The sequence below is a fragment of the Amycolatopsis sp. lyj-112 genome, from assembly GCF_046549055.1.
GTDB lineage: Bacteria > Actinomycetota > Actinomycetes > Mycobacteriales > Pseudonocardiaceae > Amycolatopsis.
In genome coordinates this window covers 175,526-189,625 of record NZ_JAJPWS010000013.1, presented here as the reverse complement: position 1 = coordinate 189,625, position 14,100 = coordinate 175,526, and the positions used below count along the sequence as shown (strand labels likewise).

The following is a 14,100-nucleotide window of genomic DNA, read 5'->3' as shown; positions in this document are numbered from 1 at the left end:
AGAAAGTAACTGTTACTTCCGGTAACGTCATCTGCGCACTCAAGGCCTCGAAGTGGAGGACGCCAGATGACCGAGCGGTTCAAGGTCGTGATCGTGGGCACCGGGTTCTCCGGGCTCGGCCAGGCCATTCAGCTCGAAAAAGCCGGAATCCGGGATTACGTGATCCTGGAGAAGGCGGACGAAGTCGGTGGTACGTGGCGGGACAACTCGTACCCCGGCTGCGCCTGCGACGTCCAGTCCCACATGTACTCGTTCTCCTACGAGCAGAACCCGGACTGGTCCCGGTCGTTCTCACCCGCGCCGGAGATCTTCCAGTACCTCAAGGACGTCACCGACAAGTACGGCCTGCGGCGCAAGATCCGGTTCGGCGTCGAACTCACCGGCGCCGACTGGGACGACGACGCCCGCCTTTGGCGCGTCCATACGAAGTCGGGTGACTTCGAGGCCCAGTTCGTGGTCTCGGGCGTCGGCGGCCTGCACATCCCGCAGGTCCCGAAGCTCCCCGGAATCGAAAAGTTCAAGGGCCAGACCTGGCATTCCGCGCAGTGGAACCACGAATACGACCTGCGTGGCAAGAAGGTCGCCGTGGTCGGCACCGGCGCCAGCGCGGTCCAGTTCGTCCCGGAGATCGCCCCCGAAACCGCCGAACTGACGCTGTTCCAGCGCACGCCGCCGTGGATCATGCCGAAGCCCGACCACGCCATGCCGGGCTGGGCCAAGACCGCGTTCCGGCGTATCCCCGGCGCGCAACGCCTGTACCGCAACGCGTTGTACTGGTTCCTCGAAGTGCGGGCGGTCGGCTTCAACGGCCATCCCGCGCTCATGAAGGCCGGGGAAATGGTCGCCCGGCGGCATATCGGCCGCAGCGTCAAGGATCCCGCGCTGCGCAAGAAGATCACCCCCGACTACACCATGGGCTGCAAGCGGGTGCTGATCTCCAACGACTACTACCCGGCGATCAACCGGTCCAATGTGGACGTCAACACCGAAGGCGTGCGCGAGGTCAAGGAGCACAGCGTCGTCGACGGGAACGGCGTCGAGCACGAGGTCGACGCGATCATCTACGGCACCGGGTTCAAGGTGACCGATGCCTTGGAATACCTGGACATCACCGGGATCGACGGCCGCGACCTCGCCAAGGAGTGGGCCGCCGAGGGCATGCACACGCACAAGGGGATCAGCGTTTCCGGCTTCCCCAACCTGTTCTTCCTCCTCGGCCCGAACACCGCGCTGGGCCACAACTCCGTGGTGTTCATGATCGAATCGCAGGCGCGGTACGTCGTCGAGGCCATCAAGCTCGCCGGCTCGCGCGGCGCCGCGGCGCTCGACGTCCGGCCCGGCGTGCAGGAGAAGTTCCAGCGCGAGATCCAGGACAAGCTGGTCAAGGGCGTGTGGACCCAGGGCGGCTGCAAGAGCTGGTACCTCGACGCGAAGGGCGTCAACCGCACGATCTGGCCCGGGTTCACCTGGCGCTACTGGCTCGAAACCCGGAAGGTCGATCCGAGCGACTACGAACTCAGCGGGAGGGCGTCATGACCGCTCAACCCGAGGAGCACGAGCAGATCGTCCTGCACGCGCGCGACGTCAAGTTCGACTGGGCGTCGCTGCCGATGCACTGGATCCCCGGCGAACCACAGGCGACGCACACGATCAACGTGCTGCACCTGGCGCTGCCGGAGGGTGAACGCTGGTTCGTCGAGGTGTTCAAGCAGGCCGTTCCGCTGATCCGCGACGAGCGGCTCAAGGAGGACGTCCTCGGGTTCATCGGCCAGGAGGCCATGCACGCCGAGGCACACGACGGCGCCGCCGGCCATCTCGAAGCCGCGGGCGTCAACGTGCGCCCGTACATCGCGCAGATGGAGTGGATGTTCCGGCGCCTGCTCGGCGATCGTGACCTTTCCGCCCAGCGGCGCGAAGAATGGCTCATCGAGCGGCTCGCGATCATCGCCGCGATCGAGCACTACACCGCGTTCCTCGGCCAGTGGATCCTCGACGCCAAAGCGCTCGAAGACGCGGACGCCCACCCGACGATGCTGGACCTCTTGCGCTGGCACGGCGCCGAAGAGGTCGAGCACCGCTCGGTCGCCTTCGACCTGTTCATGCACCTCGACGGGCGCTACGGCCGCCGCGTGCGCAGCATGCTCGTGGTGACCCCGGTGCTCGCGTGGGTCTTCTTGCGGGGCACCAGGTTCCTCATGCGCAACGACCCGACCCGGCCGGGCAAGACGAGTTTCCGCACGTACCTCCGGGTGGCGAAGCTCGGGCTGCTGCCGTCGGGCAGGCAACTGCGGCGCGAACTCGTGCCGTACTTCAAGAAGTCGTACCACCCCACGGAAACCGGCAACACCGATCAGGCGGTGGCGTACCTCGCGAGTTCGCCGGCCGCGCTCGCCGCCGACGACCCACGATGACGCGCCCGCTGCGGCTCGACGGCAGCGGGCGGACCGACCGCGTGATGGCGTCGCTGACCGGCGTCGTCGCGGTGTACCGCAGGCTCAGCGGGGTAAGCGGACGGCGACGGCCGCCGGTGCTCACCGTCGGCCGTGACCTCCCGCTGGTCGTGGACGATCTCCGTGTCGAAGCCGAGGGTGTCGTCAGCCTGCGCCTGGTGCACGAACGCGGCGAGGCCCTGCCCCGCTGGCGGCCCGGCGCGCACGTCGACCTCTCGCCGCGGCCGGGGCTCGTCCGGCAGTACTCCCTGTGCGGCGATCCGGACGACCGCTCGGCCTACCGCGTCGGCGTCCGGCTGCTGGGCGAAGGATCGACGGCGGTGCACGGCCTGAAGAAGGGCGCGAGGATCACCGCGCGCGGCCCGCGCAACGCGTTCCCGTTCGTGGCGAGCCCGGCCTACCTGTTCATCGCGGGCGGTATCGGGATCACGCCGATCCTGCCGATGGTGCGGCAGGCGGCGGCCGCGGGCGCGGACTGGCGATTGGTCTACACCGGCCGCGACCTGGCCTCGATGCCGTTCCAGGAGGAGCTTTCGACCTTCGGGGACCGCGTCTGGGTCCGGCCGGACTCCGAATACGGCATCCCCGCTTCGGGCGCCGAACTCCTCGAAGGCGCGCCCGGGAACGCTCCGGTTTACTGCTGCGGTCCGGTTCCGATGATCGTCGGCGTCCGGACGGACGCGGCGCTGCGGACGTCCGGGCCGGTGTTCTTCGAGCGATTCTCGACGCCGCCGATCGTCGGCGGGAAGCCGTTCCAGGTCACGCTGGGCCGCAGCGGCGTGACGCTGGACGTCCCGGCCGACCGCACGACGCTCGACGTCCTGCGCGAAACCGTGCCCGGTATCGCGTATTCGTGCCGTCAGGGGTTCTGCGGGACCTGCGAACTGCCGACGGTGACCGGCGACCGCGTCCGGATCTGCGTCGAACGCGAGCCGGTCACCCTCGATATCTGATGTTTCAGACCTGCTCGGGCAGCCAGGAGCCCAGGACCGGCTTCCACTCGCGGACGATTCGCTCCGCGACGACGCCTTCGAGGTGGTACGGGTCTTGCTCGAGGATCTCGTTCAGCGCCGCCTCGTCCGTCGCCTGATAGAGGGACAGGCCGCCGGAGCCGTCCCCGAGCGGGCCACCGAGCGCGACGACGCCCTGTTCGGCGAGGTCGGAGAGGAATTTCCGGTGCCGGGGGCGCACGTCCTCGAGCTTTTCCCGCACATACCGGATCTCCACCAGGAACCAGGCCATCGACGTCTCCAAGATCGCTTCAACAGGGCTGTGCTGAACGGTACCGACCTTCTCAGGATCCGATCAGGCAAGAGTCCTGCCCAACCCGATACGCTGACCGGGCGCCATGCACAGGTTGTGCTTCAAAGGGGTAAATGAACAGGTAGGGGTACATGCTCGAGGGCAACGCGGAACGCAGTGTCGAGGTGACCCTCGGCCAGCTGCGCACCATGGACGGACCGGTTACGCCACCGCCGCCTGCGGCGCCGCTGACCCTTGAAGACCTCTACCGCCAGCACCGGATGCGGCTCGTCCGGCTGGCCATCCTGCTCGTGGACGAGCCCGCCACCGCCGAGGACGTCGTCCAAGAGGCGTTCACCGGGCTGCACCGCAACTGGGGACGGCTGCGCGACGCCGCGGCGGCCGTCGGATATCTGCGCACCGCCGTGGTCAACGGATCACGCAGTGTGCTGCGGCGCCGCAAGACGGCCCGCGAGTACGTCGCCCCGCACGCGGTCAACGCGCGTTCGGCGGAAAGCCTCGCCATGCTGTCGAGTGAACATCAGGCCGTTGTGAGCGCTTTGTCCAAACTGCCCCCTCGCCAGCGCGAAGTTCTCGTCCTCCGTTACTACGGTGGGCTGAGTGAGGCCGAAATCTCCGAGGCCGCCGGTATTTCGAAAGGTACCGTGAAGTCAACCGCCAGCCGGGCGCTCGAGGCGCTGCAGAAAGCGATGCAGTCACCGAACTGATGCCCGGCCTTCATCTCGACCGCTGGGTTGTGCCGCCATGCTTGGTCCAGACCAATATATGCTGGGGGGCGTGAGAGGCGCCGGAGATTTCGTGATCGTGGGCGGCCGGGTTGTCACCCCGGACCGTGTACTCGACGACGGCTGGCTGGTCATCGCCGGCGGCAAGATCGTCCAAGTCGGCTCCGGGGCACCCCCGGACGTCGGCGATATCGAGTACGTCAATGCCGACGGGTGCTTGATCGTGCCCGGTTTCGTCGACACGCACTGCCATGGCGGTGGGGGCGGTTCGTTCTCCAGCGCGAATCCCGAGGAGCTGATGCGCGCCGTGCGCGCACACCGGCGCCACGGGACCACGACTATGCTCGGCAGCCTGGTCTCGGACCCCATCCCGGTGCTCAGAGACCAGATCGCGGCGCTCCGGGAGCTGGTCCAAGAGGGTGAACTTGCCGGTATCCACCTCGAAGGCCCCTTCATCTCGAAGGCGCGCTGCGGGGCGCACGACCCGGCGACGCTGATCGAACCGGACACGGCCACGGTCAACGCGCTGCTCGGCGCGGGCCGCGGTGACATCCGGATGGTCACCCTCGCGCCGGAACTGCACGGCGGCATCAAAGCGGTACGCCAGCTGGCCGAATCGGGCGTCATCGCCGCGATCGGACATACCGACGGCGTCGAAGACCAGATCATCCCCGCGATCGACGCGGGCGCTTCGGTCGCGACGCACCTCTTCAACGCCATGCGGCCGCTCCACCATCGCGAACCCGGCCCGATCGGCGCCCTCCTCGACGACGAGCGGATCACCGTCGAGCTGATCTGCGACCTCGTCCACGTGCACCCGACGGTGCTGCGGCTGGCCGCGCACCACGCCGGCAAGGGCCGCACGGTGCTCATCACCGACGCGATGTCGGCCACCGACGCCGCCGACGGCAGCTACATCCTCGGCCGTCTCGAGGTCGACGTGCGCGACGGCGTCGCCACGCTGGCCGGGAACGGCTCGCTCGCCGGCAGCACGCTGACCATGGACGCGGCCTTCCGCAACCTGGTCCGCGGCGCGGGTATCGACCTGCTCGACGCCGTCCGCGCGACCTCCGGCCGTCCCGCCGAACTGCTCGGCATCGCCGACCGGACCGGCTCGCTGCGCGCCGGGCTCGCCGCCGACCTCGTGCTGCTCGACCGCAACCTGCGGCCGGTGAAGGTACTGCGCCAGGGCGAGTGGGTCAGGGAGGCGGCTGCGGCTAGATTGGGCGCCACGGCCCCGCTGAACGGTGCGGTCGAAGGCGGTGTGACGGTCAGCGACGGGTAGCGGCGGAAGGGAGCGAGTCCGGATGAGCGAGCCCAAAGACCCTGAGAAGCTCCTTGCCGACGCTCTGCGCGCTCAAGCCGTCTTCGCTCCTTCGGCGGAGCGGATCACCGAAAAGTCCCCCGAAGCGGACACTGCGGATATTCCAGCCACTTCAGGCTCTTCGGACACTCCGGGCTCTTCGGACACTGAAGACACGTCGGCGACGCCGACCACCGAGCTGGCCCCGTCACCCGGCGGGAGCGAGCTGCCGCTGCAGTACGGGCTGCTTTCCGGCGCCGGCGCCGGCTCGCTCGAACGGGAGCGCGTCGCGCTGGAGGACGCCGAAACGGCCCGGCTCGCCGACCGTCCGGCACCGCCCCGAGCGGCCTCGACGGGCAGCGCGCCGCTGCCCGCGTACTGGGTATTGCTGCTGGCCGTGCTGCTCGGGCTGGCCGCCGGTTCCGTGATCGGGCTGCTCACGCTGATCTGAGCCGCCTCCCGTCGAGTGAAGGCACTCAGCGTCACCCTGTACCGTTTTGGTGTGATTCTCGCGCAGAACAACGTGACGACGATGGGCCTCCTGCCGGAGTGGCTCGACCCGCAGCACCTGCTGAGCGGGCTGACCGTCCCGGTCATCACCGTGCTCTGCCTGATCATCTTCATCGAAAGCAGCATCTTCCCGGTGCTGCCCGGTGACTCCCTGCTGTTCACCGCGGGCCTGCTCATCGCTTCGGGCCAGATCGAGGCTCCGCTGTGGCTGGTCTGCGTACTGGTCACCGTCGCGGCGCTGCTCGGCAACCTGCTCGGCTACGGCCTCGGCTGGAAGATCGGCCCCTGGCTGTTCCGCAACCCGGACTCGAAGTTCTTCAACAAGAAGTACGTCGACCAGACACACGCTTTCCTGGAGAAGCACGGGCCGAAGGCGGTCGTGCTGGCGCGGTTCGTGCCGTTCGTGCGGACGTTCATCACCTGGATCGCCGGCATCGGCAAGATGGACCCGAAGAAGTACTTCACCTACACCGTCATCGGCGGCATCCTGTGGGCCGCCGGGATCACCGCGCTCGGCCACCTGCTCGGCGACATCCCGTTCATCCGCGACAACATCGACGCGATCTTCATCCTGATCGTGCTGGTGTCGGTGGTGCCGATCGTGCTCGAGTACCTGAAGGCGCGCCGCGAGAAGAAGCACGCCGCCGCGGCCGGTCCCGCCGCTCCGGCCGTGGACGTCGACGCGACGCAGCAGCTCCCGCGCGTGCGCGACTGACCCTCTTCGCAATGCTATGAACGGCCCGTTACTTGCAAATTTTGCAAGTAACGGGCCGTTCATAGCGTCTGGGGCACGTTCAGAGGGAGAACATCGAACCCGGGTTGAAGAGGCCTTCCGGGTCCAGGGCCTGCTTGATCTGCCGGTGCACGCGAAGGCCGATCTCGCCGATCTCCCGGGCGAGCCACTCGCGCTTGATCTTGCCGACGCCGTGCTCGCCGGTGACCGTGCCGCCCAGTGACAGGCCGACTTCGAGGATCGCGTCGAAGGCCTTCTGCGCCCGTGCGAACTCGTCCTCGGAATCCGGCGAGTAGACGATCGTCGGGTGCATGTTGCCGTCACCGGCGTGTCCCACGACGGCGATCCGCAGCCCGACCTCCTCGCTGATCCGCTCGCAGCCGGCGATCAGTTCGGCGATCCGGGTGCGCGGCACGCAGACGTCGTCGGTCAGCCAGACGCCGTACAGTTCCAGCGCGTTGAGCACGACCCGCCGCGCCTGCAGCAGCATCTTGCCTTCTTCGAGATCGTCGGTGGCGTAGGCCAGATCCGCGCCGCAGTCGACGCAGATCTGTTCCAGCGCGGCGAGTTCGCGTCGCGCGACCTCGCCACCGGAGTCGGATTGCGCGAGCAGCAAGGCCTTGCAGTCCGAACCGGCGCCGAGATCGGTCTTGAGATAGGCCTCGGCGGCCTTGATGGACGTCGCGTCCATGATCTCCAGCAGCGACGGCACCAGCCCCTCGCGCACGACCCGCGCGACGGCTTCACCGGCGGCCTCGGTGCTGCTGAATCCCGCGACGAACGTGGAAGGCAACTGTGGCAACGGTTTCAGCGCGAGAGTCGCTTGGGTGATCACGCCGAGCGTGCCCTCACTGCCGACGAAGAGCCGGGCGAGGTCGTAGCCCGCGACGCCCTTCACCGTGCGGCGTCCGGTCTTCAGCAGCGACCCGTCGGCGAGCACGACTTCCAAGCCCAGCACGGAATCCGTGGTGACGCCGTACTTCACGCAGCACAATCCGCCCGCGTTGGTGGACAGGTTGCCGCCGAGGGTGCACCAGTCGTAGCTGGAGGGGTCCGGCGGGTAGAACAGGCCGTGTTTCTCCACCGCGTTGCGGAAATCGAGGTTGACCACGCCGGGCTGCACGACGGCGAGGCGGTTGCCCGCGTCGATCTCGACGATCTGGTCGAGTTTGGTCAGCACCAGCACGACGCAGCCGTCGATCGCGTTCGCGGCGCCGGACAGACCGCTGCCGGCGCCGCGCGGCACGATCGGCACCTCGAACTCCGCACAGGCCTTGACGACGGCCTGCACACCCTCCACATCGGACGGCAGCGCCACCGCGAGGGGCTTGCCGACCGGGGCCAGCGGCATCATGTCGCGGGAATACGCGTCCGTGACGTCGGAGTCGGTGAGCACCGCGGACTTGCCGAGATGCTCGCGGAGCCGGGTGACCAAGGCGTCGTTGCTCATGCCCTCATCGTAAGCCCCATCAGATCCGCACTGTGGAATCTTTCTTCCGATTGAGCAGAAGGTAGGCCTGAACACCTGTATAGACGAGCACGGCGGTACCCGCCCATGCGGTGACGTGCATCCCCTGAGTGAAGGCCTCGCGAGCCGACTCCAGGAGCGCCTGCCCCTCGTTCGGGGCGAGCTGGTGCGCGGTGGCGACGGCGCCGCCGAGCGTGTCCCGGGCCGCCTCGGCCGTGCCCTCGGGCAGGCCGGAGCGGTAGACCGCGGTCGCGACACTGCCGAGGATCGCGGTACCCAGCGCGCCGCCCAGCTCGAAACCGGTCTCCGAGATCGCCGACGCGGCACCGGCCCGCTCGGCCGGGGCGGCCGAGATGACGAGGTCGTTCGTCAGCGTCTCCGACAGGGCGACACCGCCGCCGAGCAGCGTGAACGACACCACGACGTACGCGAGCCCGCCGCCGGAGGAGACCTGCGTCAGCGCCAGGAAACCGACCGCGCCGATCAGAAGACCGACGCTGACCAGCACGGACACCCGGATCCGCCTGGCGAGCCAGGCCGCCAAGAGCGCTCCGGCGATACCCGCGACCGTCGCCGGCAGCATCCACAGCGCGGCCACGACCGGGGACAGCCCGAGCACCAGCTGCAGGTACTGCGGCACCAGGAACAGCAGGCCGACCATGGCGAACACGCCGAGCAGGTTCGTCACGACGGAACCACTGAAGGCAGGGTTCGAGAACAGCTTCAGGTCGAGCATCGGCTCGGCGAGCTGGTTCTGCCTGCGAACGAACACCACACCGAGCGCGAGCCCCAGCAGGATGCTGAGCCCGGCCTTGACCGTGAAGCCGTCTTCGGCGATCAGCTTGATGCCGTAGACGGCCGGCAGCATCGCGGCCAGCGAGAGCAGCGCCGACAACGGGTCGAACCGGCCGGGCTTCGGGTCACGCGCCTCCGGCAGCACGAACGGCCCCGCGACCAGCAGGATCACCATCACCGGGACGTTGATGAGGAACACAGAACCCCACCAGAAGTGCTCCAGCAGCCAGCCGCCGAGCACCGGCCCGAGCGCCATACCGCCGGAGAACCCCGCGCTCCAGACCGCGATCGCGATCCGGCGCTGCTTGGGGTCGAGGAAGATGCTGCGGATCAGCGACAGCGTCGACGGCATCAGCGTCGCGCCACCGATACCGAGCAGCGCGCGGGCGACGATCAGCATGAACGCGCTGGTCGAGAAGGCCGCGAGCACCGACGCGGCACCGAACGCCGCGGCGCCCATCAGCAGCAGTTTCCGCCGTCCGATGCGGTCGCCGAGCGTGCCCATCAGGACCAGCAGGCCCGCCAGCATGAACGAGTAGATGTCGACGATCCACAACTGCTCGGCACCGGTGGGCGCCAGATCCTCGGACAGGAACGGCAGCGCGAACCCGAGCACCGTCATGTCCACGCTGATCAGCAGCACCGGCAGCACCAGTACCGCCAACGCCCACCACTGCTTGCGCCTCGCCATGGCGCACTCTCCTTTAGCTAAACCGTCCAGACGGTACAGTTACCGCCCTGACCCGAAGGTAAACCGTCCAGACGGTATAGTCAACTGATATGGCGAAGCCCTCAGCGAAGGAACGCATCCTCGACTCGTACGAGGAGATACTCATCGATCAGGGCCCAGGCGGGGTCACGCTCGAGGCCGTCGCCGCGCATGCCGGGGTTTCGAAGGGCGGCCTGCTCTACCACTTCGGCTCGAAGGACGCCCTGGTCGAAGGCCTGATGGATCGTCTGGCCACCTTTTCGGAGGCGGACATCGAGCTGGCACTGGCGGCACCCGAGGGCGTCGTTTCGTATTACCTGCGCACCGCGATCACCGACGTCACCCAGCGCAAGCCGCTGCACCGTACGACCATGGCGACGATCCGGATCATGCTCAACGAGCCGCGGGTGTCCGACGTCGTGCAGGTCTACAACCAGCGGGTCCACGACATGATCAGCGAGAACGTCGACGACCCGCTGACCGCCGAACTCGTCATCCTGGTGGGCGACGGCCTCTACCTGCGGGCGGCGCTGGGCCGGGACGACCCCAGCTACCTGCTCGACCAGATCGACGAGATCAAGGCCCGCATCCAACGCAATTAGTCCTCTAGTTGCGGCCCTTGCGCGTGCAACTACCGCAACTAGAGGACGAATTGCGGAGGGGTGGGGCGCTTACATCTGGAGGCCGTAGAGGCGCTCGATGGGAATGGTCAGCAGGACACGCTGGTCGGCGACCATGGCGTCGCGGAACTCGTCCCAGTCCGGGTGCTCGCCCCGGGCCCGGCGGAAGTGGTCGACCAGGGCGTCGACCGTGGCGTCGTCGCGAGAGGCGGCGGTCGGCGTCAAGACGGCCGGGCCTTCGGCCACGACGTAGCCGTTGCCGCTCTCGGTCGCCACGTGGAAGGTGGCGCGCGGGTCGCGCCGGAGGTTCTTGGTCTTGGCGCGCGGCGCGGTGATCGAGATCAGGATCGCGCCGGCGTCCGCGTCGTAGAGGTAGTTGACGGTGGAAAGCTGCGGCCTGCCGTCACGCTTGATGGTGGCGAGGGTGCCGAAATCGCGGTCGGCGAGGATCGCGCGGAGCGCGGAGTCGTCGGTCATACCCCCTTCAAAGCGCCGCGAGCCCTTCTTGTTCCGCGAACCCCCAAAAGGACAAAAGGCCAGCTCAGTGTCCCCAAGACGGATGAACCGGACAGACCGGCACGAATAAATGTGCTTGCATACGGCAACTAAAGTGTTGTCCGACACACAAGGTGACTTTCGCCTTGCGAAGCACCCCCTCGGAGGAACATCCTTGCTCTAGGCAACTAGTTGCAGTGACCAAGCAATCGGCGAGAGAGACACCATGACACCCACGACACCCGGTACACGGTCGAAGGCCGATCTCGACCTGGCCGACACCCTCGGGCACGAACTGGTGCGACTCGTACGGCTGGTCAACCGGGCCAAGTCCCAGGTGTCCAAGCAAGGGCCGGACGGCATCGAGAGGGCCGCGTACGCGATCCTCTTCTGCCTCATCCACGTCGGCCCCCAGCGGACCAGCAAGCTCGCCGAGTTCCTTCACTCCGAGATCTCCACCATCAGCAGGCAGTCGAGTTCGCTGGTCCAGCACGGGCTCATCGAACGCCTCGCCGACCCCGAAGACGGCCGAGCCTGCCTGCTCGCACCGACCGCCGAAGGACTCCGGGTGTTCGAGGAGAACCGCAAGCAGCGGAACCAGTGGCTCGCCGAAGTGCTCGGCGACTGGTCCGACGCCGACCGGCAGACCCTCAACTCCCTGTTCAACCGGCTGAACAACGACATCGAACAAACATCTCCACAGTTCGCCGACCCCGCGTCGGCGTCGAAGGCCAAGGGGGCCTGAACAAATGAGTTCCGCAGTAGAAAGCCCGCCAAAGGGAATCCCGCCCGAAACTGAGGCAGAGGGACCCCGGCTCAGCCACCGACAGATCGTCACGATCCTGATCGGCCTGATGTCGGGCATGTTCCTGGCGGCACTCGACCAGACGATCGTGGGCACCTCGATCGTCCGGATCGCGAATGATCTCAACGGGTTCGACCTGCAGGCGTGGATCACCACCGCCTACCTGATCACCTCGACGATCGTCACGCCGATCTACGGCAAGCTGTCCGACATCTACGGCCGTAAGCCGTTCTACATCGCCGCGATCTCGATCTTCCTGGTCGGCTCGGTCGCCTCGGCGTTCGCGACGTCGATGTACGAGCTGGCCGCGTTCCGCGCGATCCAGGGCCTCGGCGCCGGCGGTCTGATGTCGCTGGCGATGACGATCATGGGCGACATCGTGCCGCCGCGGGAACGTGCCCGCTACCAGGGCTACTTCCTCGCCGTGTTCGGTATCTCCACCGTGCTCGGCCCGGTGCTCGGCGGGTTCTTCGCCGACTTCGACAGCCTCGGCAGCTTCTTCGGCAGCCCGATCGACGGCTGGCGCTGGGTGTTCCTGATCAACGTGCCGATCGCGATCGTCGCGCTGTTCGTCGTCGCCCGGGTGCTGAACGTGCCGCACCAGCGCCACGACCACAAGATCGACTGGTGGGGCGGGCTCGCGCTCGTCGTCGCCGTGGTGCCGTTCCTGATCGTCGCCGAGCAGGGCAACAAGTGGGGCTGGGGCTCGCAGAGCGCGATCATCTGCTACGTCATCGGCGCCATCGGCGTGGTCGCCTTCATCTTCATCGAGAAGCTGATGAAGGACGCGGCGCTGATCCCGCTGCGGCTGTTCAAGAACTCGACCTTCTCGGTCGCGATCATCGGCGGCGTCATCGTCGGTGTGGCGATGTTCGGCGCGATCATGATGATCCCGCAGTACATGCAGGTGGTGCTGGAGTTCTCGCCCACGGAGTCGGGTCTGCTGATGATCCCGCTGATGGCGGGCATCATGAGCGGTTCGATCATCTCGGGCCAGATCACCAGCAAGACCGGTCGCTACAAGGTGTTCCCGGTGGTCGGCACGCTGCTGATCGCGGCGGGCTCGTTCTTCTTCGCGCAGGTCGAGTACAACAGCGCGCTGTGGCACCCGCTGGTCGCGGCCGCGATCATCGGTCTCGGCCTCGGCGCCTGCATGCAGACGCTGATCATCGCGGTGCAGAACGCGGGCCCGCGCAGCGACATGGGCGTCTCGACCGCGTCGGCGACGTTCTTCCGGCAGATCGGTGGTACCGCGGGTGTCGCGGTGTTCCTGACGATCCTGTTCAACGTCCTGCCGGGCAACATCACCAAGGCGTTCGGCGGCAACGCGCCGACCGGTGAAGGCGCGGCGGCGCTGGGCGACCTGACGACGAACACGAGCGGTATCGCGAACCTGCCCGAGGCCATCAAGACCCCGGTCCTGATCGGCTTCACCGAGTCGATCACCACGGTGTTCTACGTGGCGGGCGCTGTCGCGCTGCTGGCGACGCTGGTCCTGATGTTCATGAAGGAGATCCCGCTGCTCGGCGGCTCGGCACCTTCGGCGGCTTCGGCCCTCGAAGGCGGCGAAGCACTCCTTGAGGAGGACAGCACGCCCACCTTGGTGACCACCCCGGTGGCTCCCGAGCCGGGCAAGCACGCCATGACCAACGGCCACTCCGGCAACGGGAACGGCGTGTACCGGGCGGGATCCGCGCAGATCAGCGGGCACGTCCGCCGGGACGACGCGACGAACGTGGCGGGGGCCGCGCTGACCCTGATCGACCACAACGGCAATCAGGTCGCCCGGACGAACACCGGCGAAGACGGCGTCTACTCCTTCACCGGGATCGTGGGCGGGCGGTACACGATCGTCGCCAGCGGACGCTGGTTCCGGCCGGTCGCGGCGACGCTGACCGCCTCCGGTGCCGGGGTGCTGCGCCACGACGTCGAACTGGTCAGCACGATCCTGCTGAGCGGGGTCGCCCTGACCGACGACAACCGGGTGGTGCCCGACGCGCGGATCACCGTGCTCGACTCCTCGGGCGGCGTCGCGGCCGTGGCGAGGACCGACGCGGAGGGCAACTACACGATCAGTGACCTGCCCGCCGGGACCTACACGGTGATCGCCAGCGGTTACCCGCCCGCCACGAGCCGGGTGGAACTGCTGGGCGGTGACCAGGCCGAACACGACGTCCGGCTGAGCTACGACCAGGCGCTGGACGAGCTGGTCCAGCACTAGTCA

The 14,100-nt window shown here is 67.6% G+C and carries 14 protein-coding genes; 10 read left to right on the top strand and 4 right to left on the bottom strand.

Features of this window, described 5'->3' with window-relative positions:
• The first annotated feature begins 66 nt into the window (after positions 1 to 66).
• From ACLJRL_RS33245 to ACLJRL_RS33235, 3 genes are read left to right on the top strand one after another with little or no spacing between them, the layout of a single operon-like run.
• Positions 67 to 1,536 carry a flavin-containing monooxygenase gene (locus tag ACLJRL_RS33245; protein ID WP_410660297.1) on the top strand — a complete coding sequence of 490 codons (1,470 nt, stop codon included), beginning with the start codon at positions 67 to 69 and terminating at the stop codon, positions 1,534 to 1,536.
• Complete coding sequence (locus tag ACLJRL_RS33240; RefSeq protein ID WP_410660296.1) at positions 1,533 to 2,411, top strand: metal-dependent hydrolase; 879 nt, start codon at positions 1,533 to 1,535, stop codon at positions 2,409 to 2,411. Before ACLJRL_RS33245 ends, ACLJRL_RS33240 begins: the two co-directional genes overlap by 4 nt.
• The gene (locus ACLJRL_RS33235) at positions 2,408 to 3,403 is read left to right on the top strand and encodes a PDR/VanB family oxidoreductase (RefSeq protein WP_410660295.1); all 996 of its coding nucleotides are present in this window, start codon (positions 2,408 to 2,410) and stop codon (positions 3,401 to 3,403) included. The genes ACLJRL_RS33240 and ACLJRL_RS33235 overlap by 4 nt, the downstream gene beginning before the upstream one ends.
• Positions 3,404 to 3,407: 4 nt before the next feature.
• Here the strand turns inward: ACLJRL_RS33235 and ACLJRL_RS33230 are convergent, their stop codons facing one another.
• On the bottom strand, positions 3,408 to 3,692 hold the full coding sequence (locus ACLJRL_RS33230; protein ID WP_410660294.1) for a YciI family protein: 285 nt from the start codon (positions 3,690 to 3,692) through the stop codon (positions 3,408 to 3,410).
• A gap of 152 nt (positions 3,693 to 3,844) precedes the next feature.
• On the opposite strand from ACLJRL_RS33230, the gene ACLJRL_RS33225 reads away from it, so the two are divergent.
• The 4 genes from ACLJRL_RS33225 to ACLJRL_RS33210 all read left to right on the top strand — a co-directional run bounded on the left by ACLJRL_RS33225 (position 3,845) and on the right by ACLJRL_RS33210 (position 6,966).
• The gene (locus ACLJRL_RS33225) at positions 3,845 to 4,420 is read left to right on the top strand and encodes a SigE family RNA polymerase sigma factor (protein WP_410660293.1); all 576 of its coding nucleotides are present in this window, start codon (positions 3,845 to 3,847) and stop codon (positions 4,418 to 4,420) included.
• A 91-nt stretch (positions 4,421 to 4,511) separates the two neighbouring features.
• On the top strand, positions 4,512 to 5,723 hold the full coding sequence (nagA, locus tag ACLJRL_RS33220) for an N-acetylglucosamine-6-phosphate deacetylase (RefSeq protein ID WP_410660326.1): 1,212 nt from the start codon (positions 4,512 to 4,514) through the stop codon (positions 5,721 to 5,723).
• A 22-nt stretch (positions 5,724 to 5,745) separates the two neighbouring features.
• On the top strand, positions 5,746 to 6,192 hold the full coding sequence (locus ACLJRL_RS33215; RefSeq protein WP_410660292.1) for a hypothetical protein: 447 nt from the start codon (positions 5,746 to 5,748) through the stop codon (positions 6,190 to 6,192).
• A 51-nt stretch (positions 6,193 to 6,243) separates the two neighbouring features.
• Positions 6,244 to 6,966 carry a DedA family protein gene (locus tag ACLJRL_RS33210; RefSeq protein ID WP_410660291.1) on the top strand — a complete coding sequence of 241 codons (723 nt, stop codon included), beginning with the start codon at positions 6,244 to 6,246 and terminating at the stop codon, positions 6,964 to 6,966.
• A gap of 79 nt (positions 6,967 to 7,045) precedes the next feature.
• On the opposite strand, the gene ACLJRL_RS33205 is transcribed toward ACLJRL_RS33210, so the two are convergent.
• Positions 7,046 to 8,434: an FAD-binding oxidoreductase gene (locus ACLJRL_RS33205; protein WP_410660290.1), complete on the bottom strand. Its 1,389-nt coding sequence runs from the start codon at positions 8,432 to 8,434 to the stop codon at positions 7,046 to 7,048.
• 19 nt (positions 8,435 to 8,453) lie between these two features.
• Complete coding sequence (locus ACLJRL_RS33200) at positions 8,454 to 9,938, bottom strand: MFS transporter (RefSeq protein WP_410660289.1); 1,485 nt, start codon at positions 9,936 to 9,938, stop codon at positions 8,454 to 8,456.
• Positions 9,939 to 10,027: 89 nt separating this feature from the next.
• Here ACLJRL_RS33200 and ACLJRL_RS33195 point away from each other — a divergent pair, with 89 nt between their 5' ends.
• Entirely contained in the window at positions 10,028 to 10,558 is a 531-nt protein-coding gene (locus ACLJRL_RS33195) for a TetR/AcrR family transcriptional regulator (RefSeq protein WP_410660288.1), read from the top strand.
• A 69-nt stretch (positions 10,559 to 10,627) separates the two neighbouring features.
• On the opposite strand, the gene ACLJRL_RS33190 is transcribed toward ACLJRL_RS33195, so the two are convergent.
• The gene (locus tag ACLJRL_RS33190) at positions 10,628 to 11,053 is read right to left on the bottom strand and encodes a PPOX class F420-dependent oxidoreductase (RefSeq protein ID WP_410660287.1); all 426 of its coding nucleotides are present in this window, start codon (positions 11,051 to 11,053) and stop codon (positions 10,628 to 10,630) included.
• Between the two features lie 244 nt (positions 11,054 to 11,297).
• On the opposite strand from ACLJRL_RS33190, the gene ACLJRL_RS33185 reads away from it, so the two are divergent.
• Both ACLJRL_RS33185 and ACLJRL_RS33180 read left to right on the top strand, forming a co-directional pair.
• Positions 11,298 to 11,816, top strand: coding sequence for a MarR family winged helix-turn-helix transcriptional regulator (locus tag ACLJRL_RS33185; RefSeq protein WP_410660286.1), 519 nt, complete (start codon positions 11,298 to 11,300; stop codon positions 11,814 to 11,816).
• 4 nt (positions 11,817 to 11,820) lie between these two features.
• Complete coding sequence (locus tag ACLJRL_RS33180) at positions 11,821 to 14,097, top strand: MFS transporter (protein WP_410660285.1); 2,277 nt, start codon at positions 11,821 to 11,823, stop codon at positions 14,095 to 14,097.
• Positions 14,098 to 14,100 lie beyond the last annotated feature (3 nt).